The sequence below is a fragment of the Rhodanobacter geophilus genome, assembly GCF_040812275.1.
Classification (GTDB): Bacteria; Pseudomonadota; Gammaproteobacteria; order Xanthomonadales; family Rhodanobacteraceae; genus Rhodanobacter_A; species Rhodanobacter_A geophilus.
In genome coordinates this window covers 23095-49828 of record NZ_JBFOHL010000010.1, presented here as the reverse complement: position 1 = coordinate 49828, position 26734 = coordinate 23095, and the positions used below count along the sequence as shown (strand labels likewise).

General features: G+C 65.3%; 32 protein-coding genes. All 32 read left to right on the top strand.

What is annotated here, in order from left to right; translation table 11 throughout:
• Positions 1-4 precede the first annotated feature (4 nt).
• The 32 genes from rplL to rpsD all read left to right on the top strand — a co-directional run bounded on the left by rplL (position 5) and on the right by rpsD (position 26722).
• Entirely contained in the window at positions 5-376 is a 372-nt protein-coding gene (gene rplL / locus ABQJ56_RS11975) for a 50S ribosomal protein L7/L12 (RefSeq protein ID WP_367845240.1), read from the top strand.
• 350 nt (positions 377-726) lie between these two features.
• The gene (rpoB, locus tag ABQJ56_RS11970; protein WP_367845239.1) at positions 727-4887 is read left to right on the top strand and encodes a DNA-directed RNA polymerase subunit beta; all 4161 of its coding nucleotides are present in this window, start codon (positions 727-729) and stop codon (positions 4885-4887) included.
• Between the two features lie 125 nt (positions 4888-5012).
• Entirely contained in the window at positions 5013-9227 is a 4215-nt protein-coding gene (rpoC, locus tag ABQJ56_RS11965; RefSeq protein ID WP_367845238.1) for a DNA-directed RNA polymerase subunit beta', read from the top strand.
• 178 nt (positions 9228-9405) lie between these two features.
• Positions 9406-9780: a 30S ribosomal protein S12 gene (gene rpsL / locus ABQJ56_RS11960; protein WP_077481292.1), complete on the top strand. Its 375-nt coding sequence runs from the start codon at positions 9406-9408 to the stop codon at positions 9778-9780.
• 15 nt (positions 9781-9795) lie between these two features.
• The gene (gene rpsG / locus ABQJ56_RS11955; RefSeq protein WP_367845237.1) at positions 9796-10263 is read left to right on the top strand and encodes a 30S ribosomal protein S7; all 468 of its coding nucleotides are present in this window, start codon (positions 9796-9798) and stop codon (positions 10261-10263) included.
• A gap of 135 nt (positions 10264-10398) precedes the next feature.
• Entirely contained in the window at positions 10399-12528 is a 2130-nt protein-coding gene (gene fusA, locus ABQJ56_RS11950; RefSeq protein ID WP_367845236.1) for an elongation factor G, read from the top strand.
• A 222-nt stretch (positions 12529-12750) separates the two neighbouring features.
• A complete protein-coding gene (gene tuf, locus ABQJ56_RS11945; RefSeq protein WP_367845235.1) occupies positions 12751-13941 on the top strand; it encodes an elongation factor Tu in 1191 nt (396 codons plus the stop codon).
• Between the two features lie 441 nt (positions 13942-14382).
• Positions 14383-14694: a 30S ribosomal protein S10 gene (rpsJ, locus tag ABQJ56_RS11940; protein WP_014402136.1), complete on the top strand. Its 312-nt coding sequence runs from the start codon at positions 14383-14385 to the stop codon at positions 14692-14694.
• A 20-nt stretch (positions 14695-14714) separates the two neighbouring features.
• Positions 14715-15356, top strand: a complete 642-nt coding sequence (rplC, locus tag ABQJ56_RS11935; RefSeq protein WP_367845234.1) for a 50S ribosomal protein L3 — start codon at positions 14715-14717, stop codon at positions 15354-15356.
• Positions 15357-15367: 11 nt separating this feature from the next.
• The gene (gene rplD / locus ABQJ56_RS11930) at positions 15368-15985 is read left to right on the top strand and encodes a 50S ribosomal protein L4 (protein ID WP_367845233.1); all 618 of its coding nucleotides are present in this window, start codon (positions 15368-15370) and stop codon (positions 15983-15985) included.
• Positions 15982-16275, top strand: a complete 294-nt coding sequence (gene rplW, locus ABQJ56_RS11925) for a 50S ribosomal protein L23 (protein ID WP_367845232.1) — start codon at positions 15982-15984, stop codon at positions 16273-16275. Before rplD ends, rplW begins: the two co-directional genes overlap by 4 nt.
• A gap of 17 nt (positions 16276-16292) precedes the next feature.
• The gene (rplB, locus tag ABQJ56_RS11920) at positions 16293-17114 is read left to right on the top strand and encodes a 50S ribosomal protein L2 (protein ID WP_367845231.1); all 822 of its coding nucleotides are present in this window, start codon (positions 16293-16295) and stop codon (positions 17112-17114) included.
• Positions 17115-17126: 12 nt separating this feature from the next.
• On the top strand, positions 17127-17399 hold the full coding sequence (gene rpsS, locus ABQJ56_RS11915) for a 30S ribosomal protein S19 (protein ID WP_077481308.1): 273 nt from the start codon (positions 17127-17129) through the stop codon (positions 17397-17399).
• The gene (rplV, locus tag ABQJ56_RS11910; RefSeq protein ID WP_181300981.1) at positions 17399-17734 is read left to right on the top strand and encodes a 50S ribosomal protein L22; all 336 of its coding nucleotides are present in this window, start codon (positions 17399-17401) and stop codon (positions 17732-17734) included. Before rpsS ends, rplV begins: the two co-directional genes overlap by 1 nt.
• Before the next feature lie 13 nt (positions 17735-17747).
• Entirely contained in the window at positions 17748-18509 is a 762-nt protein-coding gene (gene rpsC, locus ABQJ56_RS11905) for a 30S ribosomal protein S3 (protein WP_367845230.1), read from the top strand.
• Between the two features lie 11 nt (positions 18510-18520).
• Entirely contained in the window at positions 18521-18934 is a 414-nt protein-coding gene (gene rplP / locus ABQJ56_RS11900; protein ID WP_367845229.1) for a 50S ribosomal protein L16, read from the top strand.
• Position 18935: 1 nt separating this feature from the next.
• The gene (gene rpmC, locus ABQJ56_RS11895) at positions 18936-19121 is read left to right on the top strand and encodes a 50S ribosomal protein L29 (protein ID WP_367845228.1); all 186 of its coding nucleotides are present in this window, start codon (positions 18936-18938) and stop codon (positions 19119-19121) included.
• A 12-nt stretch (positions 19122-19133) separates the two neighbouring features.
• Complete coding sequence (gene rpsQ / locus ABQJ56_RS11890) at positions 19134-19394, top strand: 30S ribosomal protein S17 (RefSeq protein ID WP_181300988.1); 261 nt, start codon at positions 19134-19136, stop codon at positions 19392-19394.
• A 15-nt stretch (positions 19395-19409) separates the two neighbouring features.
• On the top strand, positions 19410-19778 hold the full coding sequence (gene rplN / locus ABQJ56_RS11885) for a 50S ribosomal protein L14 (protein WP_007513359.1): 369 nt from the start codon (positions 19410-19412) through the stop codon (positions 19776-19778).
• Between the two features lie 14 nt (positions 19779-19792).
• Positions 19793-20107, top strand: a complete 315-nt coding sequence (gene rplX / locus ABQJ56_RS11880; RefSeq protein ID WP_367845227.1) for a 50S ribosomal protein L24 — start codon at positions 19793-19795, stop codon at positions 20105-20107.
• Between the two features lie 11 nt (positions 20108-20118).
• On the top strand, positions 20119-20658 hold the full coding sequence (rplE, locus tag ABQJ56_RS11875) for a 50S ribosomal protein L5 (RefSeq protein WP_367845226.1): 540 nt from the start codon (positions 20119-20121) through the stop codon (positions 20656-20658).
• A gap of 68 nt (positions 20659-20726) precedes the next feature.
• Positions 20727-21032: a 30S ribosomal protein S14 gene (rpsN, locus tag ABQJ56_RS11870; protein WP_367845225.1), complete on the top strand. Its 306-nt coding sequence runs from the start codon at positions 20727-20729 to the stop codon at positions 21030-21032.
• A 208-nt stretch (positions 21033-21240) separates the two neighbouring features.
• A complete protein-coding gene (rpsH, locus tag ABQJ56_RS11865) occupies positions 21241-21636 on the top strand; it encodes a 30S ribosomal protein S8 (protein ID WP_367845224.1) in 396 nt (131 codons plus the stop codon).
• A gap of 10 nt (positions 21637-21646) precedes the next feature.
• Positions 21647-22174, top strand: a complete 528-nt coding sequence (gene rplF / locus ABQJ56_RS11860; protein ID WP_367845223.1) for a 50S ribosomal protein L6 — start codon at positions 21647-21649, stop codon at positions 22172-22174.
• 21 nt (positions 22175-22195) lie between these two features.
• The gene (rplR, locus tag ABQJ56_RS11855) at positions 22196-22555 is read left to right on the top strand and encodes a 50S ribosomal protein L18 (RefSeq protein ID WP_367845222.1); all 360 of its coding nucleotides are present in this window, start codon (positions 22196-22198) and stop codon (positions 22553-22555) included.
• A gap of 112 nt (positions 22556-22667) precedes the next feature.
• Positions 22668-23177 carry a 30S ribosomal protein S5 gene (gene rpsE / locus ABQJ56_RS11850; RefSeq protein WP_181301007.1) on the top strand — a complete coding sequence of 170 codons (510 nt, stop codon included), beginning with the start codon at positions 22668-22670 and terminating at the stop codon, positions 23175-23177.
• Positions 23170-23367: a 50S ribosomal protein L30 gene (gene rpmD / locus ABQJ56_RS11845; RefSeq protein ID WP_192105756.1), complete on the top strand. Its 198-nt coding sequence runs from the start codon at positions 23170-23172 to the stop codon at positions 23365-23367. Before rpsE ends, rpmD begins: the two co-directional genes overlap by 8 nt.
• 64 nt (positions 23368-23431) lie before the next feature.
• A complete protein-coding gene (rplO, locus tag ABQJ56_RS11840; protein WP_367845221.1) occupies positions 23432-23863 on the top strand; it encodes a 50S ribosomal protein L15 in 432 nt (143 codons plus the stop codon).
• Positions 23864-23868: 5 nt separating this feature from the next.
• A complete protein-coding gene (gene secY / locus ABQJ56_RS11835) occupies positions 23869-25191 on the top strand; it encodes a preprotein translocase subunit SecY (protein WP_367845220.1) in 1323 nt (440 codons plus the stop codon).
• Positions 25192-25328: 137 nt separating this feature from the next.
• On the top strand, positions 25329-25685 hold the full coding sequence (rpsM, locus tag ABQJ56_RS11830; protein WP_192105753.1) for a 30S ribosomal protein S13: 357 nt from the start codon (positions 25329-25331) through the stop codon (positions 25683-25685).
• 12 nt (positions 25686-25697) lie between these two features.
• Positions 25698-26084 (top strand): 30S ribosomal protein S11, encoded by a 387-nt coding sequence (gene rpsK / locus ABQJ56_RS11825; protein ID WP_007513384.1) that lies wholly within the window; start codon positions 25698-25700, stop codon positions 26082-26084.
• Positions 26085-26095: 11 nt separating this feature from the next.
• Positions 26096-26722 carry a 30S ribosomal protein S4 gene (gene rpsD, locus ABQJ56_RS11820; RefSeq protein WP_367845219.1) on the top strand — a complete coding sequence of 209 codons (627 nt, stop codon included), beginning with the start codon at positions 26096-26098 and terminating at the stop codon, positions 26720-26722.
• The last annotated feature ends 12 nt before the right edge of the window (positions 26723-26734 follow it).

Here is a 26734-nt window from a genome sequence, read left to right as displayed (position 1 = left end):
CAAAATGTCCCTGACCAACGAACAGATCGTTGAAGCCGTCGCCGCCAAGTCGCTGATGGAAGTGATGGAGCTGGTGAAGGCCATCGAAGAGAAGTTTGGCGTGTCCGCCGCCGTCCCGGTCGCCGTGGCCGCCGCCGGTGGCGCTGCCGCCCCGGCTGCCGAGGCGCAGACCGAGTTCGACGTGATCCTGAAGTCCGCCGGCGACAAGAAGGTCGACGTGATCAAGGCCGTCCGCGCCATCACCGGCCTGGGCCTGAAGGAAGCCAAGGACCTCACCGAGGCCGGCGGCGTCCTGAAGGAAGCCGTGTCGAAGGAAGACGCCGAGAAGTTCAAGAAGGACCTGGAAGCTGCCGGCGCCACGGTCGAACTGAAGTAATCGGCGCCCTTGCGCGCCGTCAGTTTGGCTTAGCGTCAAGCAAGCCTGGGGGCGAGAGCCCCCGGGCTTTGCCCGCTTCAAGAGCCGCGCGGCGCTGAGCCGCGCGGCGGGCCAGGACGGCCCGCCGTGGTTCACGCGCAAGCGCCTGATCCAGCGGAGCCCGCCCCTGGCGGGCGAGCAATAAATGGGCAGGAGCCCATTTATCGCCCATCGAGCACGGATGCTCCTGCTCTGAGGCATCGCGGCTGTCGATTCGCCAGGAGTCGACAACCGCGATCCCCCAGATCCAAGCATCCCCATTCAGCCGGTGCGTGCACCACCGGCGTCACTGCGAACCGAGGCGTCAACCCATGACCTACTCGTTTACCGAGAAGAAGCGCATCCGCAAGGATTTCGGCAAGCGGCCCCCCGTGCTGGGCGTGCCCAACCTGCTGACCATCCAGACCGATTCCTACCGGGAATTCCTGCAGGAGCACGTCGCGCCCAAGCAGCGCGAAGACAAGGGTCTGCATGCCGCCTTGAAGTCGGTGTTCCCGATCGTGAGCTACTCGGGCAACGCCGCGCTGGAATATGTCGACTATCGCCTCGGCGAGCCGGGCTTCGACGAGCGCGAGTGCCGCAACCGCGGCATGACCTTCGGCGCGCCGCTGCGCGTCACCGTGCGCCTGGTGATCTACGACAAGGACAGCCCGGCCTCGAAGAAGGCGGTGAAGTACGTCAAGGAGCAGGAGGTCTACATGGGCGAGATCCCGCTCATGACCGACACCGGCACCTTCATCATCAACGGCACCGAGCGCGTCATCGTCTCGCAGCTGCACCGTTCGCCGGGCGTGTTCTTCGACCACGACCGCGGCAAGACGCACAGCTCGGGCAAGCTGCTGTTCTCCGCCCGCGTGATCCCCTACCGCGGCTCCTGGCTGGACTTCGAGTTCGACCCGAAGGACGCGCTGTTCACCCGCATCGACCGTCGCCGCAAGCTGCCGGTGACCGTGCTGCTGCGCGCGCTGGGCTACAGCAACGAGGAGATGCTCAATATCTTCTTCGAGCACAACGTGTTCCACCTGGGCGCCAAGGGCGGCACCACGCTGGAGCTGGTCGCCGAGCGCCTGCGCGGCGAGACCCTGAGCTTCGACCTCGCGATCGGCGGCAAGGTGCTGGTGGAAGCCGGCAAGCGCATCACCGCGCGCCACGTGCGCCAGCTCGCGGCCGAGAACATCACCGCGCTGGAAGTGCCGGACGACTACCCGGTCGGCCGCATCCTGGCGATCGACATCGTCGACCCGAAGACCGGCGAGCTGCTGGCCTCGGCCAATGACGAGATCACCGCCGAGCAGCTGGAGAACTTCCGCAAGGCCGGCATCGACGTCGTGCCGACGCTGTACGTCAACGACCTCGACCGCGGCGCCTACATCTCGCATACCCTGCGCATCGACAACACCCGCACCCCGCTGGAGGCGCTGGTGGAGATCTACCGCATGATGCGTCCGGGCGAGCCGCCGACGAAGGATGCCGCGCAGAACCTGTTCTTCAACCTGTTCTTCACCTTCGACCGCTACGACCTTTCGGCCGTGGGTCGCATGAAGTTCAACCGCCGCGTGGGCCGCAAGGACATCCTCGGTCCGGGCGTGCTGTACGACCACAAGTATTTCAGCGAGCGCAAGGAAGAGGAGTCCCAGCGCCTGGTCAAGGCGCAGGGCGAGAGCTCCGACATCCTCGACGTGCTGAAGGTGCTGATCGACATCAAGAACGGCCACGGCACCGTGGACGACATCGACCACCTCGGCAACCGTCGCGTGCGCTCGGTCGGCGAGATGACCGAGAACACCTTCCGCATCGGCCTGGTGCGCGTGGAGCGCGCGGTGCGCGAGCGCCTGTCGCTGGCCGAGGCCGACGGCCTCACCCCGCAGGACCTGATCAACGCCAAGCCGGTGGCGGCGGCGGTGAAGGAGTTCTTCGGCTCCTCGCAGCTTTCGCAGTTCATGGACCAGAACAACCCGCTGTCGGAAGTGACGCACAAGCGCCGCGTCTCGGCGCTGGGCCCGGGCGGCCTGACGCGCGAGCGCGCCGGCTTCGAGGTGCGCGACGTGCACCCGACCCACTACGGCCGCGTCTGCACCATCGAGACGCCGGAAGGCCCGAACATCGGCCTGATCAACTCGCTGGCCGTGTACGCGCGCACCAACCAGTACGGCTTCCTGGAGACGCCGTACCGCAAGGTCGCGCACGGCAAGGTCACCAATACGGTGGACTACCTGTCGGCGATCGAGGAAGGCGACCACGTGATCGCCCAGGCGAACTCGCCGCTGGACAAGCATGGCGCCTTCGTCGAGGAGTTCGTCTCCTGCCGTTTCCGCGGCGAGTCCGAGCTGCGTCCGGCGGCCGAAGTCGACTACATGGACGTTTCGCCGATGCAGACCGTGTCGGTGGCGGCCGCGCTGGTGCCGTTCCTGGAGCACGATGACGCGAACCGCGCGCTGATGGGCGCGAACATGCAGCGCCAGGCCGTGCCGACCCTGCGTTCGCAGACCCCGCTGGTGGGCACCGGCATCGAGCGCGCCGTGGCGCGCGACTCCGGCGTCACCGTCAGCGCCAGGCGTGGCGGCGTGATCGACCAGGTCGACGCCGGCCGCATCGTGGTGCGCGTGAACGAGGCCGAGGTTGGCGAGAACGACGCCGGCGTCGACATCTACACGCTGACCAAGTACACCCGCTCCAACCAGAACACCAACCTCAACCAGCGCCCGCTGGTGAACGTGGGTGACGTGGTGGCGAAGGGCGACACCCTGGCCGACGGTTCGTCGACCGACCTGGGCGAGCTCGCGCTCGGCCAGAACATGCTGATCGCCTTCATGCCGTGGAACGGCTACAACTTCGAGGACTCGATCCTGCTCTCCGAGCGCGTCGTGCAGGAGGACCGCTACACCTCGATCCACATCGAGGAACTGGCCTGCGTCGCGCGCGACACCAAGCTGGGCGCCGAGGAAATCACCGCCGACATCCCGAACGTGGGCGAGCAGGCGCTGGCCCGCCTCGACGAGAGCGGCATCGTCTACATCGGTGCCGAGGTGAAGGCCGGCGACATCCTGGTCGGCAAGGTCACGCCGAAGGGCGAGAGCCAGCTGACGCCGGAAGAGAAGCTGCTGCGCGCGATCTTCGGCGAGAAGGCGAGCGACGTGAAGGACAGCTCGCTGCGCGTGCCGCCCGGCATGGACGGCACGGTGATCGACGTGCAGGTGTTCACCCGCGACGGCATCGAGAAGGACAAGCGCGCCAAGCAGATCGAGGAAACCGAGATCAAGCGCATCCGCAAGGACTTCGACGACCAGTTCCGCATCCTCGAAGGCGCGATCTACAACCGCATGCGCATCCAGCTGGTCGGGCAGAGCGCGATGAGCGGCCCGGGCGGCCTGAAGCGCGGCGCCGAGATCACCGACGCCTACCTGGACGGCCTGAAGAAGGACGACTGGTTCAAGATCAACGTCAAGGACGAGGCGGTCACCGAATTCCTCGAGCGTGCGGCCGAGCAGGTCAAGCGCCACAAGGAGGAGTTCGACAAGCGCTTCAAGGAGAAGCAGGGCAAGATCACCCAGGGCGACGACCTCGCGCCGGGCGTGCTGAAGATGGTCAAGGTGTTCCTGGCCGTGAAGCGCCGCATCCAGCCGGGCGACAAGATGGCCGGCCGTCACGGCAACAAGGGCGTGGTGTCGAACGTGGTGCCGGTGGAGGACATGCCGCACATGGCCGACGGCACCTCGATGGACATCTGCCTGAACCCGCTGGGCGTGCCTTCGCGTATGAACATCGGCCAGATCCTCGAGGTGCACCTCGGCTGGGCCGCGAAGGGCCTGGGCAAGAAGATCCAGCAGATGCTGGAGGCGCAGGCCAAGGTCAAGCAGATCCGCGAGTTCCTCGACCAGATCTACAACCACCATGTCTCCGGCGCGGTGCAGCACGTCGACCTCAAGTCGCTGACCGACGAGGAAATCCTGGCCCTGGCGAGCAACCTGCAACAGGGCGTGCCGATGGCCACGCCGGTGTTCGACGGTGCCGAGGAGACCGAGATCAAGGCGATGCTGAAGCTGGCGGATCTGCCCGAGTCGGGCCAGACCGTGCTGTTCGACGGCCGCACCGGCGAGGCATTCGACCGCCCGGTGACCGTGGGCTACATGCACTACCTGAAGCTCAACCACCTGGTCGACGACAAGATGCATGCGCGTTCCACCGGCCCGTACTCGCTGGTCACCCAGCAGCCGCTGGGCGGCAAGGCGCAGTTCGGCGGCCAGCGCTTCGGCGAAATGGAAGTCTGGGCGCTGGAAGCCTACGGCGCGGCCTACACCCTGCAGGAAATGCTGACGGTGAAGTCCGACGACGTGCAGGGCCGCAACCAGATGTACAAGAACATCGTCGACGGCAACCACGAGATGGCGGCAGGCATGCCGGAATCCTTCAACGTGCTGGTGAAGGAAATCCGCTCGCTCGGCATCGACATCGATCTGGAAGAGGTCAAGTGAGGCAAGGAGGCCGGCATCCGCAACGGGCAACCGCCGTTGCCACTGGATCCCGGCTTCCGCATCCCTGAACCTGCACGCCTGACCTTCTGGCCCCGTCCAAGAATTTGCTCCGATCGGAGACTCAAATGAAAGACCTGCTCAACCTCTTCAACCAGCAGCGCGAAACCCGCGACTTCGACGCGATCAAGATCGCGCTGGCCTCGCCGGAGCTGATCCGCTCGTGGTCGTACGGCGAAGTGAAGAAGCCGGAGACGATCAACTACCGCACGTTCAAGCCCGAGCGTGACGGCCTGTTCTGCGCCGCCATCTTCGGCCCGGTGAAGGACTACGAGTGCCTGTGCGGCAAGTACAAGCGCATGAAGCATCGCGGCGTGGTGTGCGAGAAGTGCGGCACCGAAGTGACGCTGGCCAAGGTGCGCCGCGAGCGCATGGGCCACATCGAGCTGGCTTCGCCGACCGCGCACATCTGGTTCCTCAAGTCGCTGCCGTCGCGCATCGGCCTGATGCTGGACATGACCCTGCGCGACATCGAGCGCATCCTGTACTTCGAGGCCTTCGTGGTGATCGATCCGGGCCTGACCGCGCTGGAGCGCGGCCAGCTGCTCAGCGAGGACCAGTACCTGGAGGCCGTCGAGGAGCACGGCGACGAATTCGACGCGCGCATGGGCGCCGAGGCGGTCTACGAGCTGCTGAAGTCGCTGGATCTTCCGGGCGAAGTCATTCGCCTGAAGGAAGAAATCGCCTCCACCAATTCCGAGACCAAGCTGAAGCGCCTCACCAAGCGCGTGAAGCTGATCGAGGCCTTCCTGGAATCCGGCAACAAGCCGGAGTGGATGGTGCTGACCGTGCTGCCGGTGCTGCCGCCGGACCTGCGTCCGCTGGTGCCGCTGGACGGTGGCCGCTTCGCGACCTCCGACCTCAACGACCTGTACCGCCGCGTCATCAACCGCAACAACCGCCTGAAGCGCCTGCTCGAACTCAACGCGCCCGACATCATCGTGCGCAACGAGAAGCGCATGCTGCAGGAGTCGGTGGACGCGCTGCTCGACAACGGCCGCCGCGGCCGCGCCATCACCGGCACCAACAAGCGCGCGCTGAAGTCGCTCGCCGACATGATCAAGGGCAAGCAGGGCCGCTTCCGCCAGAACCTGCTCGGCAAGCGCGTGGACTACTCCGGCCGCTCGGTGATCACCGTGGGCCCGACCCTGCGCCTGCACCAGTGCGGCCTGCCGAAGAAGATGGCGCTGGAACTGTTCAAGCCCTTCATCTTCGCCAAGCTGCAGGCCCGCGGCGAGGCCACCACGATCAAGGCCGCCAAGAAGCTGGTCGAGCGCGAGGAAGGCCAGGTCTGGGACATCCTGGAAGAGGTGATCCGCGAGCATCCGGTGCTGCTGAACCGCGCGCCGACCCTGCACCGCCTCGGCATCCAGGCGTTCGAGCCGAAGCTGATCGAGGGCAAGGCGATCCAGCTGCATCCGCTGGTCTGTACCGCGTTCAACGCGGACTTCGACGGCGACCAGATGGCGGTGCACGTGCCGCTGTCGATCGAGGCGCAGCTGGAGGCGCGCGCCCTGATGATGTCCACCAACAACATCCTGTCGCCCGCCAACGGCGAGCCGATCATCGTGCCGACCCAGGACGTGGTGCTGGGCCTGTACTACATGACCCGCGAACTGGTGAACGCGAAGGGCACCGGCATGGTGTTCTCCGGCATCAGCGAAGTGCGTCGCGCCTATGACAACCGCGCGGTCGAACTGCACGCCAAGGTCAAGGTGCGCCTGAAGCAGGTGCACCTGGGCGAAGACGGCGAACGCCGCAGCGAGCTGGCGCTGGTCGAGACCACGGTGGGTCGCGCGCTGCTGGCCGAGATCCTGCCGGAGGGCCTGCCGTTCGCGTTGGCCAACACCGAGCTGACCAAGAAGGCGATCTCGCGCCTGATCAACGCCAGCTACCGCCGCCTGGGCCTGAAGGAGACGGTGGTCTTCGCCGACCAGCTGATGTACACCGGCTACCGCTTCGCCACGCGCGCCGGCATCTCCATCGGCATCGACGACATGAAGATCCCGGCCGAGAAGAAGGCGATCCTGGAAGAGGCCGAGAAGGAAGTCGTCGAGATCCAGCAGCAGTACCAGTCGGGCCTGGTCACCGCCGGCGAGCGCTACAACAAGGTGGTCGACATCTGGTCGCGCACCAACGAGCAGGTCGCCAAGGCGATGATCGACGGCATCGGCACCGAGACGGTGACCGACAGCGAGGGCAAGCAGGTCGCCCAGAAGTCGATGAACTCGCTGTACATCATGGCCGACTCCGGCGCGCGTGGTTCGGTGGCGCAGATCCGCCAGCTGGCCGGCATGCGCGGCCTGATGGCGCGCCCGGACGGCTCGATCATCGAGACCCCGATCAAGGCCAACTTCCGCGAAGGCCTGAACGTGCTGCAGTACTTCAACTCCACCCACGGCGCCCGCAAGGGCCTGGCGGATACGGCGCTGAAGACGGCGAACTCCGGTTACCTCACCCGCCGCCTGGTGGACGTGGCGCAGGACGTGGTGGTCACCATGGACGACTGCGGCACCGAGGAAGGCCTGATCATGCAGCCGATCGTGGAAGGCGGCGACGTGGTCGAGCCGTTGCGCGAGCGCGTGCTCGGCCGCGTGGTGGTCGAGGACGTCTACGCGCCCGGCGACGACGACCAGCCGATCGTCACCCGCGACACCCTGCTGAACGAAGCGCTGGTCGAGAAGCTCGACAAGGCCGGCGTGCAGGTCATCAAGGTGCGTTCGCCGATCACCTGCGAGGCCAGCCACGGCGTGTGCAAGCTGTGCTACGGCCGCGACCTGGCGCGTGGCCACCTGGTCAACATGGGCGAGGCCGTGGGCGTGGTTGCCGCGCAGTCGATCGGCGAGCCCGGCACCCAGCTGACCATGCGTACCTTCCACATCGGTGGCGCGGCTTCGCGTGCCGCCGCCGTGGACAACGTGACGGTGAAGACCACCGGTTCGCTGAAGTACAACAACCTGAAGTCGGTGCAGCACAAGCAGGGCCACCTGGTGGCCGTGTCGCGCTCGGGCGAACTGAGCGTGATCGACTCCAGTGGCCGCGAGCGCGAGCGTTACAAGGTGCCGTACGGCGCCACCATCGCGGTCAAGGACGGCGCCCCGGTCAAGCCCGGCCAGACCGTGGCGAACTGGGACCCGCACACCCATCCGATCGTCACCGAGGTGGCCGGCGTGGTGCGTTTCATCGACTTCATCGATGGCGTCACCGTGCAGAGCCAGACCGACGAACTGACCGGCCTGGAGTCGGCGGTGGTGACCGATCCGAAGCGTCGCGGCACCCAGGCCAAGGACCTGCGCCCGATCGTGCGCCTGGAGGACAGCAAGGGCCGCGAGCTCAAGCTGCCGGGCACCGACATCGCCGCGCAGTACTTCCTGCCGGCCGGCGCGATCGTGTCGATCCAGAATGGCGCCGAGGTGGGCGTGGGCGACGTGGTGGCCCGTATCCCGCAGGAAACCTCCAAGACCCGCGACATCACCGGTGGTCTGCCCCGCGTGGCCGACCTGTTCGAGGCGCGCAAGCCGAAGGAGCCGGCGGTGCTGGCCGAGCGTTCGGGCGTGGTCAGCTTCGGCAAGGACACCAAGGGCAAGCAGCGCCTGATCATCAAGGACGTGGACGGCAACGAGCACGAGGAACTGATTCCCAAGTGGCGCCAGGTCATCGTGTTCGAGGGCGAGCACGTGGAGAAGGGCGAGACCGTGGTGGACGGCGAGCCCAGCCCGCACGACATCCTGCGCCTGCTGGGCGTGGAGCCGCTGGCTGGCTACCTGGTCAAGGAGATCCAGGACGTCTACCGTCTGCAGGGCGTGAAGATCAACGACAAGCACATCGAGGCGATCATTCGCCAGATGCTGCGCAAGGTCGAGATCACCGAGCCGGGCGACAGCCACTATCTGCGCGGCGAGCAGGTGGAGCGCGTGCGCATCAACGCGGAGAACGAGCGCGCGGAAGCCAAGGGCGAGCGCCCGGCCGAGTACCAGTCGGTGCTGCTGGGCATCACCAAGGCCTCGCTGGCCACGGAGTCCTTCATCTCGGCGGCTTCCTTCCAGGAAACCACCCGGGTGTTGACGGAAGCTGCGGTTCGTGGCACGCGTGATACCTTGCGGGGCCTGAAGGAAAATGTTATCGTCGGCCGTCTGATTCCCGCGGGTACCGGCCTGGCGTACCACGCCTCGCGCCGCAGCCAGGGCGGCTTGACCGCCTCGGATCTGGAAACGCTCTCCGGTACCGCTTCCGCCGTCTCGTTTGCCGAGGCGCCGGCCGGCAGTGAAAGTGGTGTCGAGTAAGCCCGTTCAGGGCCTTGCTCGCTAGACATACGAAATGAGGTGCACGGATGCACCTCGTGTTCGGGTCATGGAAGGCGGGACGCTGGCTTGTCTGTGACAGGCCGTCCGTGTTATATTCCCGCTTCTTGGCAGACCGAGCTTGTTCGGGCTGCCTTTATGTTTTCAGAATAGGCTACGCATGGCGACTATCAACCAGTTGGTGCGCAAATCCCGCAGCCCGAAGAGCTACAAGAGCGATTCGCCTGCCCTGCAGAACAGCCCGCAGCGTCGCGGCGTCTGCACGCGCGTGTACACGACCACCCCGAAGAAGCCGAACTCGGCGTTGCGCAAGGTTGCCAAGGTGCGCCTGACCAACGGCTACGAGGTGATCAGCTACATCGGTGGCGAAGGCCACAACCTGCAGGAGCACTCGGTGGTGCTCATTCGTGGCGGCCGCGTCAAGGATCTCCCCGGCGTGCGTTACCACACGGTGCGCGGCAGCCTCGACTGCGCCGGCGTCACCAAGCGTCGTCAGTCGCGTTCGAAGTACGGCGCCAAGCGCCCGAAGGCCTGAGCTTAGGAATTAACTATGTCGCGTAAAGGTTCCCATCCCGCCCGTGTGGTGCTGCCCGACCCGAAGCACGGCAGCCAGCTGATTGCCCGCTTCATCAACATGGTGATGAAGAGCGGCAAGAAGTCGGTGGCCGAGAGCATCGTCTATGGTGCGCTGGATCATCTGGGCGAGAAGCACGCCGAGCCGGTGGCTCTGGTCGAAAAGGCGCTGAGCAATGTCGCGCCGGCCGTCGAGGTGAAGTCCCGCCGCGTTGGTGGCGCCACCTACCAGGTGCCGGTGGAAGTGCGTCCGGGCCGCCGCATGGCGCTGGCGATGCGCTGGGTGATCGAGGCTGCGCGCAAGCGTGGCGAAACCTCGATGCCGCGCAAGCTGGCTGCCGAGCTGCAGGAAGCTTCCGAAAGTCGTGGTGGTGCCGCCAAGAAGCGCGAGGAAACCCATCGCATGGCGGAAGCCAACAAGGCCTTCTCGCACTACCGCTGGTAATCAGCGGCAAGTGTCGTGCCGCCCATGATGGGCGGCACCGAGCCAGCCGGCATTCTTGCCGGATTTTTTCATGACCAGAGCGGCCCGGATGGCCGCCATTGCCCATTCGGGGATGGATCTCCGTCGGATACGACTATGGCACGCACCACTCCCATCGAGCGCTACCGCAACTTCGGCATCATGGCCCACATCGATGCCGGCAAGACCACGACCACGGAGCGCATCCTGTTCTACACCGGCGTCTCGCACAAGATCGGCGAGGTGCACGACGGTGCGGCCACGATGGACTGGATGGAGCAGGAGCAGGAGCGCGGCATCACCATCACTTCCGCCGCCACTACGGCGTTCTGGAAGGGCATGGACGGTTCGATGGAGCAGCACCGCTTCAACATCATCGACACCCCCGGGCACGTCGACTTCACCATCGAGGTGGAGCGTTCGCTGCGCGTGCTCGACGGCGCGGTGTTCGTGCTGTGCGCGGTCGGCGGCGTGCAGCCGCAGTCCGAGACCGTGTGGCGCCAGGCCAACAAGTACAAGGTGCCGCGCCTTGCGTTCGTCAACAAGATGGACCGCACCGGTGCGAACTTCGACAAGGTGGTCGGCCAGCTGAAGTCGCGCCTGGGCGCGCACCCGGTGCCGATGGTGGTGCCGATCGGCGCCGAGGACGACTTCGAGGGCGTGGTCGACCTGCTCAAGATGAAGGCGATCATCTGGGACATGGCGTCCCAGGGCATGAAGTTCGAGTACCAGGACATCCCTGCGAACCTCGCGGACAAGGCCGCCGAGGCACGCAGCTTCATGGTCGAATCCGCGGCTGAAGCCAGCGAAGAGCTGATGAACAAGTACCTGGAAGGGGGCGACCTCTCCGAGGCCGAGATCATCGGCGGCCTGCGCTCGCGCACGCTGGCCAGCGAAATCATCCCGGTCTATTGCGGCACCGCCTTCAAGAACAAGGGCGTGCAGGCGATGCTCGACGCGGTGGTGCACCTGCTGCCGTCGCCGGTCGACCGCCCGCCGGTGACCGGCGTGGACGAGAACGAGCACGAGGCGACCCGCAAGGCGGACGACGCCGCACCGTTCTCCGCGCTCGCATTCAAGATCATGACCGATCCGTTCGTCGGTTCGCTGACCTTCTTCCGCGTCTACTCGGGCGTGCTGAATGCCGGCGATGCCGTCTACAACCCGGTGAAGTCGAAGAAGGAGCGCATCGGCCGCATCCTGCAGATGCACGCGAACGATCGTCACGAACTGAAGGAAGTCCGCGCTGGCGACATCGCCGCCGCGGTCGGCCTGAAGGACGTGACGACCGGCGACACGCTGTGCGCGCAGGATCACGTGATCACCCTGGAGCGCATGACGTTCCCGGAGCCGGTGATCTCGATGGCGGTGGAGCCGAAGACCAAGTCGGACCAGGAGAAGATGGGTATCGCGCTGGGCCGCCTGGCCGCCGAGGATCCGTCCTTCCGCGTGCGCACCGACGAGGAATCGGGTCAGACCATCATCTCGGGCATGGGCGAGCTGCATCTCGACATCATCGTCGACCGCATGAAGCGCGAGTTCAACGTCGAGGCCAACGTCGGCAAGCCGCAGGTGGCGTATCGCGAGACGATCCGTTCCAGCGACGTGAAGTCCGATTACAAGCACGCCAAGCAGTCCGGCGGCAAGGGCCAGTACGGCCACGTGGTGATCGAGATGTCGCCGATCAGCGACGCCGACCGCGCCGACGAGAAGCTGTCCGCGGCGATCAAGGATGACTTCCTGTTCATCAACGACATCACCGGCGGCGTGATTCCGAAGGAGTTCATCCCCTCGGTCGAGAAGGGCCTGCGCGAGACCATCACCAGTGGTCCGCTGGCGGGCTTCCCGGTGGTGGGCGTCAAGGTGAAGCTGGTGTTCGGCTCCTACCACGACGTCGACTCGTCCGAAATGGCGTTCAAGCTGGCCGCCTCGATGGCGTTCAAGCAGGGCTTCGCGAAGGCCTCGCCGGTGCTGCTCGAGCCGATCATGAAGGTCGAGGTGGTGACGCCGGAGGATTACGTCGGTGACGTGATGGGCGACATGAGCCGTCGCCGCGGCATCCTGCGCGGCCAGGAAGACACGCCGTCGGGCAAGACCATCGACGCGTTCGTGCCGCTGGGCGAAATGTTCGGTTACGCCACGACCATCCGCTCGCTGACCCAGGGTCGCGCCACCTTCACGATGGAGTTCGACCACTACGCCGAGGCGCCGAACAACATCGCCGAGCAGGTGGTCAAGAAGGCTTGATTTTTTGCGGTCATCCTTGACCGCGAAAATCACACGGGCGGCCATCCATGGCCGCACTTTTCAAGAAGAGCGGCTTGTGGCCGCCCCGGCCACAAGCAAACAAGTACAGCGGTTTTTCGCTTTTGTGTTCCAGAAGCAAACAGTGCGGCCCATGGGTCGCGTAGATCAAACGACGCGGCAATCGCCGCACTGACGAAAAGTTCTATCTAGAGGTCTCAAGTCATGGCAAAGGGCAAGTTCGAGCGCACCAAGCCCCACGTGAACGTGGGTACGATCGGTCACGTGGACCACGGGAAGACGACGCTGACGGCGGCGCTGACGAAGGTTGGTGCGGAGCGTTTCGGCGGCGAATTCAAGGCCTACGACGCGATCGACGCGGCGCCGGAAGAGAAGGCGCGCGGGATCACGATCTCGACGGCGCACGTGGAATACGAGTCGCCGAAGCGCCACTACGCGCACGTGGACTGCCCGGGCCATGCGGACTACGTGAAGAACATGATCACGGGTGCGGCGCAGATGGACGGCGCGATCCTGGTGTGCTCGGCGGCGGACGGCCCGATGCCGCAGACGCGCGAGCACATTCTGCTGTCGCGGCAGGTGGGCGTGCCGTACATCATCGTGTTCCTGAACAAGGCGGACATGGTGGACGACGCCGAGCTGCTGGAGCTGGTCGAGATGGAAGTGCGCGAGCTGCTGTCGAAGTACGACTTCCCGGGCGACGACACGCCGATCATCCACGGTTCGGCGCTGAAGGCGCTGGAAGGTGACCAGAGCGAAATCGGCGTGCCGGCGATCATCAAGCTGGTGGACGCGCTGGACAGCTACATTCCGGAGCCGGTGCGCGAGATCGACCGTCCGTTCCTGATGCCGGTCGAGGACGTGTTCTCGATCTCGGGCCGCGGCACGGTGGTGACCGGTCGCGTGGAGCGCGGGATCATCAAGGTCGGCGAGGAAATCGAGGTGGTGGGCATCCGCCCGACGCAGAAGACCACGGTGACGGGCGTGGAAATGTTCCGCAAGCTGCTGGACCAGGGCCAGGCGGGCGACAACGTGGGCCTGCTGCTGCGCGGTCTGAAGCGCGACGACGTGGAGCGTGGCCAGGTGCTGGCGAAGCCGGGCTCGATCACGCCGCACACGGACTTCGAGGCGGAGGTGTATGTGCTGTCGAAGGAAGAGGGTGGCCGTCACACCCCGTTCTTCAAGGGCTACCGCCCGCAGTTCTACTTCCGCACCACGGACGTGACCGGCGCGGTGCAGCTGCCGGAAGGCGTGGAGATGGTGATGCCGGGCGACAACGTGAAGATGGTGGTGAGCCTGATCCACCCGATCGCGATGGACGAGGGCCTGCGCTTCGCGATCCGCGAGGGTGGCCGCACCGTCGGCGCCGGCGTCGTCGCCAAGGTCATCAAGTAAGCACCGTCATCCCGGCAGCCTGTGCTGCCGGGATGACTTCCGTCGTTGATCCGGCCCGATGGGTCGGCCTGCGCCGGGGAAAGAAGGGCGCGTCGGGTCGATCTCGACCCCCTTCACTAAATCCAAGTTTGCCGTTATACTTCGCAGCTCACTTGCCAGGCGGATGAATTTCGACTGGCTCACCGCGAAATGAGGCGCAGGAAGTGCTTCGAGTTCGCAGACCGTGGACGGTCATCGCGTTCGGTGTGGTTCCGGGTTGATCCCGCCATCACGCCAACTGCGCAGCAGGATTTGCGCCAGGCGAGCCATCACGTGCTCGCTTGGCGTTTTGCAGGTCGGGGTTGTGCCTGGCACGGCCCCGGTGGTTCCAGAGAGCAGTGCGATGCGGTGAGAAGCCGCCTCGTTGCACATTCAAGTTCTTTTGATAACAGGACACGGTTTATGGCGAACCAGAAGATTCGCATCCGGCTCAAGGCGTTCGATCATCGTCTGATCGACCGTTCGGCCAGCGAGATCGTCGAGACGGCCAAGCGCACGGGCGCCACGGTGCTCGGCCCCATCCCGCTCCCGACCAAGATCGAGCGTTACACCATTCTGGTGTCGCCGCACGTCGACAAGGATGCACGCGACCAGTACGAGACCCGTACCCACAAGCGCGTGCTCGACATCGTCGACCCCAACGACAAGACCGTGGACGCGCTCATGAAGCTTGATCTCGCCGCTGGCGTCGATGTTCAGATCAAGCTCGGTTGAGCGACAGACAGGATACGAACATGAGTATCGGACTGGTAGGCCGCAAGTGCGGCATGAGCCGGCTCTTCACTGAAGACGGGCGCTCGATTCCGGTGACGCTGATTGAAGCGACCCCGAACCGCGTCACCCAGCTGAAGACGGAAGACAACGATGGCTACAGCGCGGTGCAGGTCGCGGCGGGCGTGAAGCGCGCCAGCCTGCTGACGGCGCCGCTGAAGGGCCATTACGCCAAGGCCAAGGTTGAGCCGGGTCGTGGGCTGTGGGAGTTCCGCGTGTCCGCCGACGACCTCGGCAAGTACAGCGTGGGCGCGGAGATCAAGGCTGACGAGCTGTTTACGGTCGGCCAGATCGTCGACGTCGCCGGTGTCTCCAAGGGCAAGGGCTTCCAGGGCACCATCAAGCGCCACCACTTCAAGATGGGCGATGCGACGCACGGCAACTCGCTGTCGCACCGCGCGCCGGGTTCGATCGGCCAGCGCCAGACGCCGGGCCGCGTGTTCCCGGGCAAGAAGATGTCGGGCCACATGGGTGCGGTGAACCGCACGCAGCAGGGTCTGGAAGTGGTCAAGGTCGACGCCGAGCGTCACCTGATCGCGGTGAAGGGCGCTGTCCCCGGTGCGACCGGTGGCGACGTCGTCATCCGTCCGACCACCAAGGGTTGAGGAGAGACGGCATGGAACTGAATGTCATTGGCGCAACATCGCCTAACAATGCCGCGCTCAGCGTGTCGGACGAGGTGTTCGGCGGCGAGTTCAAGCAGGCCCTGGTTCACCAGGTGGTGGTTGCGTACCAGGCCGGCGGTCGCGCCGGTACCAAGGCGCAGCTGTCGCGTGGCGAGCTGTCGGGTACCACCAAGAAGTTCAAGAAGCAGAAGGGCGGCGGCGCCCGTCACGGCGACTACCGTGCCCCGATCTTCGTGGGCGGCGGCGTGACCTTTGCCGCGAAGCCGCGCAGCTACGAGCAGAAGGTCAACCGCAAGGCCTACCGCGTCGCGATCCGCTCGATCCTTGCCGAGCTGACCCGCCAGGGTCGCCTGAAGGTGGTCGAAGGCTTCGGCGTCGACCAGCCCAGGACCAAGGCGATGGTCGCCAAGCTCAAGGAGCTCGAGGTTTCCGGCCGCGTGCTGCTGGTTTCCGAGGATGCCAACGAGGCGCTGTACCTGGCTTCGCGCAACATCCCCTACCTGCACGTCCTGGACGTGATGGCGCTGAATCCGGTCAGCCTGGTCGGTTCCGACCACGTGGTGATGACGGTCGACGCCGTGAAGAAGATCGAGGAGTGGCTGGCATGAGCAACGAACGCATTCTCGACACGCTGCGCGCGCCGCACATCTCCGAGAAGTCGGCTCGCGTCAGCGAGCACAACCAGTACGTATTCGTGGTCGCCCCTGCGGCGACCAAGGCCGATGTCCGCGAGGCGGTGGAGAAGATGTTCGACGTCAAGGTCGAGCAGGTGAACCTCGTCAACAGCAAGGGCAAGGCCAAGTCCTTCCGTTTCCGCGCTGGCAGCCGCCAGGGCAAGCGCAAGGCCTACGTGCGCCTCGCCGATGGCCAGACCATCGACGTTTCAGCCAAGGCCTGAGCCAGGAGTTCCTCGAGATGGCACTAATCAATCACAAGCCAACCTCGCCGGGTCGTCGTGACGCCGTCAGCGTCCGCACCGAGGGGCTGCACAAGGGCGCGCCCTACGCGCCGCTGACCGAAAGCCAGTCGAAGACGGGTGGTCGCAACCATTTCGGTCGCATCACCACGCGTCATCGCGGCGGCGGTCACAAGCAGGCTTACCGCATCATCGATTTCAAGCGCGACAAGGAAGGCATTGCCGCCAAGGTCGAGCGCATCGAATACGATCCGAACCGCACCGCGCACATCGCGCTGCTGTGCTACGCCGACGGCGAGCGCCGCTACATCATCGCGCCGAAGGGCGTGCAGGTGGGCGACCGTCTGCTGTCCGGCCACGACGCGCCGATCAAGGCCGGCAACTGCCTGCAGCTGCGCAGCATCCCGGTGGGTTCCACCATCCACTGCATCGAGATGAAGCCCGGCAAGGGCGCGCAGATCGCCCGCAGTGCCGGCGCCTCGGTGCAGCTGGTGGCCCGCGAGTCCGGTTACGCCACGCTGCGCCTGCGCTCCGGCGAAATGCGCCGCGTGCCGGTCGAGTGCCGCGCCACCATCGGTGAGGTCGGCAACGGCGAGCACAGCCTGAAGAAGCTGGGCAAGGCCGGCGCCAAGCGCTGGCTCGGCATCCGCCCGACCGTGCGCGGCGTGGTGATGAACCCGGTCGACCATCCGCACGGCGGTGGTGAAGGCCGTACCTCCGGCGGCCGTCATCCGGTCAGCCCGTGGGGCACGCCGACCAAGGGTTACAAGACCCGCAACAACAAGCGCACGCAGCAGTTCATCGTGCGTCGCCGCAAGTAACAGGAACCCGACATGCCACGCTCTCTGAAGAAAGGTCCGTTCGTCGACCTTCACCTCGCCAAGAAGGTGGAAGCCGCGGTTTCCGCCAACAACAAGCGTCCGATCAAGACCTGGTCGCGCCGCTCGATGATCCTGCCCGAAATGGTGGGCCTGACCATCGCCATCCACAACGGCCGCCAGCACGTGCCGGTGCTCGTCAACGAGAACATGGTCGGGCACAAGCTCGGTGAGTTCGCGGTGACGCGTACCTTCAAGGGCCACGTCGGCGACAAGAAGGGCAAGTGATGAGCACCGAAGCCAAAGCGATCCTGCGCAGCGCCCGCATCTCGGCGCAGAAGGCACGCCTGGTGGCAGACCTGGTCCGCGGCATGCCCGTGGGCCGGGCCAGCGACGTGCTCCAGTTCACCAACAAGAAGGCTGCGCACCTTGTCCGCAAGGTGCTGCTGTCGGCCGTCGCCAACGCCGAGAACAATCTCGGCGCCGACGTCGACGAGCTGAAGGTCTCGCGCATCTTCGTGGACGAAGGTCCGGCGATGAAGCGCATGTATGCCCGAGCCAAAGGCCGCGGTTCCCGCATCCTGAAGCGCACCAGCCACATCACCGTGGTCGTTGGCGAGTAAGAGGAAGAAGACGATGGGTCACAAAGTTCATCCCACCGGCATCCGCCTCGGCATCGCCAAGGACTGGAACGCCAAGTGGTACGCCAACAAGGGCGACTACGCGAAGTATCTCGTGGCGGACATCAAGGTCCGCGAGATGCTGAAGAAGAAGCTGGCTGCCGCCGGCATCTCGAAGATCCAGATCGAGCGCCCGGCCAAGACCGCGCGCGTGACGATCCACACCGCCCGTCCGGGCGTGGTGATCGGCAAGAAGGGCGAGGACATCGAGAAGCTGCGCAAGGAAGTCAGCGACCTGATGGGCGTCCCGACGCACATCAACGTCAATGAAGTGCGCAAGCCCGAGCTGGACGCCCAGCTGGTGGCCGAGTCGATCGCGCAGCAGCTGGAGCGCCGCATCATGTTCCGCCGCGCGATGAAGCGCTCGGTGGGCAATGCGATGCGCCTGGGTGCGCTGGGCATCAAGATCAACGTGTCCGGCCGTCTGAACGGCGCCGAGATCGCCCGTTCCGAGTGGGCCCGCGAAGGCCGCGTGCCGCTGCACACCCTGCGTGCCGACATCGACTACGGCTTCGCCGAGGCGAACACCACCTACGGCATCATCGGCATCAAGGTGTGGGTCTACAAGGGCGAGATCTTCGACGTGACCCAGATCGGCCAGGAGCCGAAGGACGAGTCCCCGGCGCCGTCGCGCCGCGAGGGCGGCGAAGGCCGGCGTGACCGCGACCGCGAACCGCGTCGTGACGGCGAAGGCCGTCGCGAGCGCGCGGCGAAGTAAGGAGAGTTGCCATGCTGCAACCCAAGCGAACCAAATACCGCAAGCAGTTCAAGGGCCGCAACGACGGTCTGGCACAATGCGCCAACCTCGTCAGTTTCGGCGAGTTCGGCCTCAAGGCGACCACCCACGGTGCGCTCACCGCGCGCCAGATCGAGGCCGGTCGCCGTTGCATCACCCGCTTCGTGAAGCGTGGCGGCAAGCTGTGGATCCGCGTGTTCCCGGACAAGCCGATCACCAAGAAGCCGATCGAAGTGCGTATGGGCGCCGGCAAGGGCGGCGTGGAGTTCTGGGTCGCCCCGATCCAGCCCGGCCGCATGCTCTATGAAATCGAGGGCATCGACGAGACTTCGGCGCGCGAGGCGTTCCGCCTGGCCGCCGCCAAGCTCTCGGTGCAGACCCAGTTCGTGACCCGGGCGGTGATGTGACATGGCCATCAAAGATCTGACCACCAAGTCGGCCGAAGAGCTCAATCAGCACCTGCTGGACCTGCGCAAGGAACAGTTCAACCTGCGCATGCAGAAGGGTGCCGGCCAGCTCAGCCAGCCGCATCAGCTGCGCCGCGTCCGGCGTGACATCGCCCGCACGAAGTTCGTGCTCGGCGCGAAGAAGTAAGGGAGCGCCGAGATGAGCGACAACCAGAAGCAGGCGCGCACCCTCGAGGGCCGCGTCATCAGCAACAAGATGGACAAGACGGTCACCGTCCTGATCGAGCGCCAGGTGCAGCACGGCCTGCTGGGCAAGATCGTGCGCCGGTCGACCAAGTTGCACGCGCAGGACGACCTCGGCGCGAACGAGGGTGACCTGGTGCGCATCGCCGAGTGCCGTCCGCTGTCCAAGACCAAGCATCACCGCGTGGTCGAAATCGTCACCCGCGCAGCCGTCTAAGAGGAGGGTGCAGACATGATCCAGATGCAAAGCACGCTCTCCGCAGCGGACAACAGCGGTGCCAAGGAACTGATGTGCATCAAGGTGCTCGGCGGCTCCAAGCGCCGGTACGCCGCGATCGGTGACGTGATCAAGGTCACCGTGAAGGATGCCATCCCCCGCGGCAAGGTGAAGAAGGGCGAGGTGTACAACGCCGTGGTGGTTCGCACCGCCAAGGGCGTGCGCCGTCCCGATGGCTCGCTGATCCGTTTCGACGGCAACGCAGCGGTGCTCCTCAACAACAAGCTCGAGCCGATCGGCACCCGTATCTTCGGGCCGGTCACCCGCGAGCTGCGCAGCGAGAAGTTCATGAAGATCGTCTCGCTCGCGCCCGAAGTGCTCTGAGCGGAGTCCAGAACATGAACCGTATCCGCAAGGGTGATCAGGTCCTCGTGATCACCGGCAAGAACAAGGGCCAGCGCGGCGAAGTGCTGCGCGTGGATGGCGAACGCGTGTTCGTCTCCAACGTGAACCTGGTCAAGCGCCACACCAAGCCGAACCCGCAGGCCAACCAGGCCGGCGGCATCGTCGAGCGTGAGGCCTCGATCCATCTCTCCAATGTGCAGCTGTTCAACCCCGCCACGAACAAGGGTGAACGCGTTGGCACCAAGACGCTCGCTGATGGGCGCAAGGTCCGCGTGTTCCGTTCGAATGGCGAGGTCGTGGACGCGTAAGGAATACTGACATGACGCGCCTTGAGACGTTTTACAAAGAGCAGGTAGTGCCGAAGCTGACCAAGCAGTTCGGCTACCAGAACGTGATGCAGGTTCCCCGCATCACCAAGATCACGCTGAACATGGGCGTGGGCGAAGCCGCGGGCAACAAGAAGATCCTCGAGAACGCCGTGGCCGACATGGCGAAGATCTCGGGCCAGAAGCCGATCACGACCAAGGCGCGCGTTTCCGTGGCCTCGTTCAAGATCCGCGACGGCTGGCCGATCGGCTGCAAGGTCACCCTGCGCCGCGCCCAGATGTTCGAGTTCCTGGATCGCCTGATCAACATTTCGCTGCCCCGTACCCGCGACTTCCGCGGCGTGTCGGGCCGCGCCTTCGACGGCCGTGGCAACTTCAACTTCGGCGTGAAGGAACAGATCATCTTCCCGGAAATCGACTTCGACGCCGTCGATGCGATGCGCGGCATGGACATCGCGATCACCACGACCGCGAAGACCGATGCCGAGGCCAAGGCGCTGCTGGAAGCCTTCAGCTTCCCGTTCAGGAACTAAACGATCGTCCGTGATCGAGAGAAAACCGGCCATCCGTGGCCGGACTCTTCAAAAGAGAGCATTTATCCATGGCAAAGACCTCGATGGTCAACCGCGACATCAAGCGGACCAAGCTCGTCAAGAAGTACGCCGCCAAGCGCGCCGAACTGAAGGCGATCGTGCTGAGCGCCACCGCCTCCTACGAGGAGAAGATGGAAGCGCAGGGCAAGCTGCAGAAGCTGCCGCGCGACGCCAGCCCGAGCCGCCAGCGCACCCGCTGCGCGCTGACCGGCCGTCCGCGCGCCGTGTACGCCAAGTTCAACCTCGGCCGCAACAAGCTGCGCGAAGCCACCATGCGTGGCGACGTGCCCGGCCTGCGCAAGGCCAGCTGGTAACCGATCTACCGACCCGGTCCGTTAGCGGGCCGGTCGTCCGGCGGCACTCCGTGCCGTCATTGTTGCGATTTCGCAACGATATTCGCCAAACACCGGCAAAGCTGCTATAGTCGTCGGTCTGCGCAACGCAGGCTGGCGCCTTGTCAGCATCACAATCTAGAAGATTTCCGGTTTTATCGGATATCGGTGCACTCTGAAGGATGTTTTCATGAGCATGACTGATCCCATCGCCGACATGTTCACGCGTGTCCGCAACGCCCAGCTGATGGGCAAGCCGACGGTACGCATGCCGTCGTCGAAGCTGAAGGTGGCGATCGCCGGCCTTCTCAAGAACGAAGGCTACATTCTCGACGCGCAGACCTCCCAGGAGGAGGGCAAGCCGGTGCTCGAGATCAAGCTGAAGTATTTCGAGGGCCGTCCGGCCATCGAGTCCATTTCCCGCGTCAGCCGCTCCGGCCTGCGCATCTACCGCGGCAAGGACGAGTTGCCGAAGGTGCTCGGCGGTCTGGGCATCTCGATCATCTCGACGTCCGCCGGTCTGCTGACCGACGCGCAGGCTCGTTCCAAGGGCCTGGGCGGCGAAGTCATCGGCCAGGTCGCCTAAGGAGCCGACGATGTCACGTGTTGCCAAGAAGACGATCAACCTGCCGAAGGGCGTGGAGCTGAAGGCTGCTGCCGACGGCGTCTCCGTGAAGGGCCCGAAGGGCACGCTGTCCATCCATGCGTTGCCCGGCGTGTCGCTGAAGGTGGACGGCGATGCCGTCAACATCCAGTTGGCCGAGGGCGCGGACGACAAGTTCGGCGGCACCGCGCGTGCGCTGCTGGCGAACATGGTCAAGGGCGTGTCCGAGGGCTACGAGCGCAAGCTGGAGCTGGTCGGCGTGGGTTACCGCGCGTCCATGGCCGGCAAGTCGCTGAACCTCAGCCTGGGCTTCTCGCACCCGGTGGTGTTCGAGGCTCCGGTCGGCATCACCCTGGAAACCCCCACGCAGACGGAAATCCTGATCAAGGGTGCCGACAAGCAGGTGGTTGGCCAGGTGGCCGCCAAGATCCGCGCCTTCCGTGCCCCGGAGCCCTACAAGGGCAAGGGCGTGCGCTATGCCGGCGAGAAGATCACCCTGAAGGAAGCAAAGAAGGCGTAAGCCGATCCGCTTTCAAGGAACATGACGATGAACAAGAACGAATCCCGCCTGCGCCGTGCCAAGTCCACGCGCGCGCACATCCGCAAGCTGGCCGTGGCCCGCTTGTCGGTGCACCGCACCGGCCAGCATCTCTACGCCCAGGTGTTCGACGCCTCCGGCGACAAGGTGGTGGCGGCTGCCTCCACCGTGCAGAAGTCGGTGGCCGAGGGCCTGAAGGGCACCAAGAACCTGGCCGCGGCGGCGGCGGTGGGCAAGGCCGTGGCCGAGCGCGCGTTGGCCGCCGGCGTGGAGTCGGTGGCGTTCGATCGCTCCGGCTTCCGCTACCACGGCCGCATCAAGGCGCTGGCCGACGCGGCCCGCGAAGCCGGCCTGAAGTTCTGAACACTGGGGTCGGGATTCCCTGAATTCCGCCCCGCGCACCAGCGACACACAACAACAAGCGGCCCAGCCGCAAGCAAAAGTCCCGGATGGTCCGGGCACACGGAATCGAGAAATGTCTTCGAACGATCGCGAAAATTCCGACGGCCTGCTCGAGAAGCTGATTGCCGTCAACCGCGTGGCCAAGACCGTCAAGGGTGGCCGCCAGATGAGCTTCACCGCGCTGACCGTGGTCGGCGATGGCGAAGGCAAGGTCGGCTTCGGCTATGGCAAGGCGCGTGAAGTGCCGGTCGCCATCTCCAAGGCGATGGAGCGTGCCCGCCGCAACATGGTGAACATCGACCTGAACAACGGCACCCTGTGGTATGCCATCAAGGCCAACCACGGCGCGGCCCGCGTCTACATGCAGCCGGCCTCCGAAGGTACCGGCGTGATCGCCGGCGGCGCCATGCGTGCCGTGCTGGAAGTGGTGGGCGTGAAGAACGTGCTGGCCAAGGCCGTCGGCTCGCGCAACCCGATCAACCTGGTGCGCGCCACCATCAAGGGCCTGCAGGCGGTGGCTTCGCCGAAGCAGATCGCCGCCAAGCGTGGCAAGACCGTGGAAGAGGTGCTGGGCAATGGCTAAGAAGAACGAAACCGCCGGCACCGTGCGCGTGCGCCTGGTGAAGGGCCTGCGCGGCGTGCAGGCGCGGCATCGTCTCAGCGTCAAGGCGCTGGGCCTGAACAAGACCAACGACGTCCGTGAGCTGAAGGACAGCCCGCAGGTGCGTGGCCTGATCAACACGGTCTACTACCTGGTGCAGGTCGAAGATTAATTGAACAGTCCGGCCATGGGTGGCCGGGTTCTCGGGCAGGATGCCTGATTAGAGGATGACCAACATGCGTCTCAACGACATCAAGCCCGCCGCCGGTTCGCGCAAGACGCGCCTGCGCGTGGGTCGCGGCATCGGCTCGGGCCTCGGCAAGACGGCTGGTCGCGGCCACAAGGGTCAGCACGCCCGCGCCGGCGGCACCCACAAGTACGGCTTCGAAGGCGGCCAGATGCCGCTGCAGCGCCGCCTGCCCAAGGTCGGCTTCCGCTCCAAGCTGAAGGCCGAGAGCCAGCAGGTGTTCCTGTACCAGCTGGCCAGCCTCAAGGCCGACGTGATCGACGTGGTCGAGCTGCACAAGGCCGGCCTGATCGACAGTCGCGCCAAGAAGGTCAAGGTGGTGCTGAAGGGTGAAATCGGTCGTGCGGTGAAGCTGTCGGGTCTGCTGGCCACGGCTGGCGCCAAGGCAGCCATCGAGGCGGCCGGCGGCAGCGTGGAGTAATCACGGTGGCTCAAGCCAAGGGCAACGCACTCGGCAAGCTCGGCAAACTGACCGAACTGCGTCAGCGCATCTTTTTCGTGATCGGCGCGCTGGTGGTGTTCCGTCTCGGTTCGTTCATTCCCGTGCCGGGTGTGAACCCCGACGCGATGACCAACCTGGTCAACGGCAACGGCCTGATGGACATGTTCAACATGTTCTCGGGCGGTGCGCTGGCGCGCTTCTCGGTGTTCGCGCTGGGCGTGATCCCGTACATCTCGGCGTCCATCGTGATCCAGATGATGGGTTCGGTGGTGCCGAGCCTGCAGGCGTTGCGCAAGGAAGGCGAGTCCGGCAAGCGCAAGATGACGATGTACACCCGCATCGGCACCGTGGGCCTGGCGCTGTTCCAGTCCTTCGGCATCGCGGTGGCGCTGCAGAAGCAGGTCGCGGCCGGCGGTGCGCCGGTGGTGTACACCCCGGGCTTCGGCTTCGTGCTGGCCTCGGTGGTGGGCCTGACCGCCGGCACCATGTTCCTGATGTGGCTGGGCGAGCAGATGACCGAGCGCGGCATCGGCAACGGCATTTCGCTGCTGATCTTCGCCGGCATCGTGGCCGGCCTGCCGGGCGCGGTGGTGCACACCCTGGGCATGTCCAGCAACGGCGAGCTGTCGGTGCTGATGCTGCTGGTGGTGTTCGCGATCGTGCTGGGCGTGACCGCGTTCTGCGTGTTCATGGAGCGCGCGCAGCGGCGGATCACGGTGAACTACGCACGGCGTTCCGGCGGCCAGCGGGCCTACCAGAACCAGAGCTCGAACCTGCCGTTGAAGATCAACATGTCGGGCGTGATCCCGCCGATCTTCGCGTCCAGCCTGCTGATGTTCCCGGCCACCGCGGTGAGCTGGTTCGGCACCGGCCACCAGGCGCGCTGGCTGCAGGACCTGACCCAGGCGCTGAACCCGGGCGAGCCGCTGTACGACATCGTGTATTCGGTGCTGGTGATCGGCTTCGCGTTCTTCTACACCGCGATCGTGTTCAACGCGGACGAGACGGCGGACAACCTGAAGCGCTCCGGCGCGCTGATTCCGGGCATCCGCCCGGGTCGCGCCACGGCCAGCTACATCGATGCGGTGATGACGCGCCTGACCGGCGTGGGCGCGCTGTACCTGGTGCTGGTCTGCCTGGTGCCGTCGTTCATGCAGAAGTTCTGGCATGTGCCGTTCTACTTCGGCGGCACCTCGCTGCTGATCGTGGTGGTGGTGGTGATGGACTTCACGGCGCAGATCCAGGCGCACCTGGTCAGCCACCAGTACGAAAGTTTGCTCAAGAAGGCCAATCTCCGCCGCAACTAGTGGCTGCTGGACGCGCGGGACAGGTCGAAACCCCGGAGGGCCGGGCGGTGTTGGGCACCGCAGGGCTTTCCTGACAAGTTGATTCAAGATAGAATTGCGCGTTTACCGCGCACGAAAGCACTCGGAGAAAGCACATCATGGCGCGCATCGCAGGTGTCAATTTGCCGGTCCAGAAGCATGTCTGGGTTGGTCTGCAGAGCATTTACGGCATTGGCCGCAGCCGGGCCAAGAAGGTCTGCGTGGACGCTGGCGTGGTTCCCACCACCCAGATCAAGTCGCTCAGCGAAGGCGAAGTGGAAAAGCTTCGCGCGGAAATCGCCAAGTACGTCGTGGAAGGCGATCTGCGCCGCGAAGTGGGCATGGCCATCAAGCGCCTGATGGATCTGGGCTGCTACCGCGGCCTGCGCCATCGTCGTGGCCTGCCGGTGCGCGGCCAGCGCACGCGTACCAACGCACGCACCCGCAAGGGCCCGCGTCGCGCCATCAAGAAGTAACGGATCGAGCATATGGCCAAGCCTGTCAAGACCAAGAAGAAGATCAAGCGCGTTGTCACGGATGCCGTGGCCCACGTGCAGGCCTCCTTCAACAACACCATCGTCACCATCACCGATCGCCAGGGCAACGCCCTGTCGTGGGCGACTGCCGGCGGCGCGGGTTTCCGCGGCTCGCGCAAGTCGACCCCGTTCGCCGCCCAGGTGGCCGCCGAGAAGGCTGGCCGTGCCGCCGGCGACTACGGCGTGAAGACCGTGGAAGTGCGCATCAAGGGCCCGGGCCCGGGTCGCGAGTCGGCCGTGCGTTCGCTGAACGCCTTGGGTTACAAGGTGCTCAACATCATCGACGTCACGCCGATTCCGCACAACGGCTGCCGTCCCCCCAAGAAGCGTCGAGTCTAAGGAGCACAACCATGGCACGTTATCGTGGAGCTACCTGCAAGCTCGCCCGCCGCGAAGGCGCTGATCTCAGTCTGAAGAGCCCGGCCCGCGCGATCGACTCCAAGTGCAAGCTGGAGAACAAGCCCGGCCAGCACGGCGCCAACAAGCGCATGCGCATGTCCGACTACGCCGTCCAGCTGCGCGAGAAGCAGAAGGTCAAGCGCATCTACGGTGTGCTCGAGCGCCAGTTCGGCAACTACTACACCAAGGCCTCGACCCTCAAGGGCAACACCGGCGAGAACCTGCTGCGCCTGCTCGAGAGCCGCCTGGACAACGTCGTCTACCGCATGGGCTTCGCGGTCACCCGCGCGCAGGCCCGCCAGCTGGTCGCGCACAAGGCGATCCTGGTCAACGGCAAGAAGGTCAACATCCCGTCCTACCAGGTGAAGCCGGGCGACGCGATCGCGCTGACCGAGCGCGCCCGCAGCCAGCTGCGCGTGCAGGAAGCGGCGACCGTGTTCGACACCATGGACCTGCGTCCGGGCTGGGTCGAGGTCGACAGCAAGAAATTCGAAGGCACGTTCAAGGCGGTGCCGGATCGCGGCGACCTGCCGTCCGACATCAACGAGGCGTTGATCGTCGAGCTTTACTCGAAGTAATCACCGGAGCTC

What these genes read in the sequence shown, in the direction of transcription:
- rplL (WP_367845240.1), top strand. Translation starts at nt 5, where the DNA reads ATGTCCCTGACCAACGAACAGATCGTTGAAGCCGTCGCCGCCAAGTCG.
- rpoB (WP_367845239.1), top strand. Translation starts at nt 727, where the DNA reads ATGACCTACTCGTTTACCGAGAAGAAGCGCATCCGCAAGGATTTCGGC.
- rpoC (WP_367845238.1), top strand. Translation starts at nt 5,013, where the DNA reads ATGAAAGACCTGCTCAACCTCTTCAACCAGCAGCGCGAAACCCGCGAC.
- rpsL (WP_077481292.1), top strand. Translation starts at nt 9,406, where the DNA reads ATGGCGACTATCAACCAGTTGGTGCGCAAATCCCGCAGCCCGAAGAGC.
- rpsG (WP_367845237.1), top strand. Translation starts at nt 9,796, where the DNA reads ATGTCGCGTAAAGGTTCCCATCCCGCCCGTGTGGTGCTGCCCGACCCG.
- fusA (WP_367845236.1), top strand. Translation starts at nt 10,399, where the DNA reads ATGGCACGCACCACTCCCATCGAGCGCTACCGCAACTTCGGCATCATG.
- tuf (WP_367845235.1), top strand. Translation starts at nt 12,751, where the DNA reads ATGGCAAAGGGCAAGTTCGAGCGCACCAAGCCCCACGTGAACGTGGGT.
- rpsJ (WP_014402136.1), top strand. Translation starts at nt 14,383, where the DNA reads ATGGCGAACCAGAAGATTCGCATCCGGCTCAAGGCGTTCGATCATCGT.
- rplC (WP_367845234.1), top strand. Translation starts at nt 14,715, where the DNA reads ATGAGTATCGGACTGGTAGGCCGCAAGTGCGGCATGAGCCGGCTCTTC.
- rplD (WP_367845233.1), top strand. Translation starts at nt 15,368, where the DNA reads ATGGAACTGAATGTCATTGGCGCAACATCGCCTAACAATGCCGCGCTC.
- rplW (WP_367845232.1), top strand. Translation starts at nt 15,982, where the DNA reads ATGAGCAACGAACGCATTCTCGACACGCTGCGCGCGCCGCACATCTCC.
- rplB (WP_367845231.1), top strand. Translation starts at nt 16,293, where the DNA reads ATGGCACTAATCAATCACAAGCCAACCTCGCCGGGTCGTCGTGACGCC.
- rpsS (WP_077481308.1), top strand. Translation starts at nt 17,127, where the DNA reads ATGCCACGCTCTCTGAAGAAAGGTCCGTTCGTCGACCTTCACCTCGCC.
- rplV (WP_181300981.1), top strand. Translation starts at nt 17,399, where the DNA reads ATGAGCACCGAAGCCAAAGCGATCCTGCGCAGCGCCCGCATCTCGGCG.
- rpsC (WP_367845230.1), top strand. Translation starts at nt 17,748, where the DNA reads ATGGGTCACAAAGTTCATCCCACCGGCATCCGCCTCGGCATCGCCAAG.
- rplP (WP_367845229.1), top strand. Translation starts at nt 18,521, where the DNA reads ATGCTGCAACCCAAGCGAACCAAATACCGCAAGCAGTTCAAGGGCCGC.
- rpmC (WP_367845228.1), top strand. Translation starts at nt 18,936, where the DNA reads ATGGCCATCAAAGATCTGACCACCAAGTCGGCCGAAGAGCTCAATCAG.
- rpsQ (WP_181300988.1), top strand. Translation starts at nt 19,134, where the DNA reads ATGAGCGACAACCAGAAGCAGGCGCGCACCCTCGAGGGCCGCGTCATC.
- rplN (WP_007513359.1), top strand. Translation starts at nt 19,410, where the DNA reads ATGATCCAGATGCAAAGCACGCTCTCCGCAGCGGACAACAGCGGTGCC.
- rplX (WP_367845227.1), top strand. Translation starts at nt 19,793, where the DNA reads ATGAACCGTATCCGCAAGGGTGATCAGGTCCTCGTGATCACCGGCAAG.
- rplE (WP_367845226.1), top strand. Translation starts at nt 20,119, where the DNA reads ATGACGCGCCTTGAGACGTTTTACAAAGAGCAGGTAGTGCCGAAGCTG.
- rpsN (WP_367845225.1), top strand. Translation starts at nt 20,727, where the DNA reads ATGGCAAAGACCTCGATGGTCAACCGCGACATCAAGCGGACCAAGCTC.
- rpsH (WP_367845224.1), top strand. Translation starts at nt 21,241, where the DNA reads ATGAGCATGACTGATCCCATCGCCGACATGTTCACGCGTGTCCGCAAC.
- rplF (WP_367845223.1), top strand. Translation starts at nt 21,647, where the DNA reads ATGTCACGTGTTGCCAAGAAGACGATCAACCTGCCGAAGGGCGTGGAG.
- rplR (WP_367845222.1), top strand. Translation starts at nt 22,196, where the DNA reads ATGACGATGAACAAGAACGAATCCCGCCTGCGCCGTGCCAAGTCCACG.
- rpsE (WP_181301007.1), top strand. Translation starts at nt 22,668, where the DNA reads ATGTCTTCGAACGATCGCGAAAATTCCGACGGCCTGCTCGAGAAGCTG.
- rpmD (WP_192105756.1), top strand. Translation starts at nt 23,170, where the DNA reads ATGGCTAAGAAGAACGAAACCGCCGGCACCGTGCGCGTGCGCCTGGTG.
- rplO (WP_367845221.1), top strand. Translation starts at nt 23,432, where the DNA reads ATGCGTCTCAACGACATCAAGCCCGCCGCCGGTTCGCGCAAGACGCGC.
- rpsM (WP_192105753.1), top strand. Translation starts at nt 25,329, where the DNA reads ATGGCGCGCATCGCAGGTGTCAATTTGCCGGTCCAGAAGCATGTCTGG.
- rpsK (WP_007513384.1), top strand. Translation starts at nt 25,698, where the DNA reads ATGGCCAAGCCTGTCAAGACCAAGAAGAAGATCAAGCGCGTTGTCACG.
- rpsD (WP_367845219.1), top strand. Translation starts at nt 26,096, where the DNA reads ATGGCACGTTATCGTGGAGCTACCTGCAAGCTCGCCCGCCGCGAAGGC.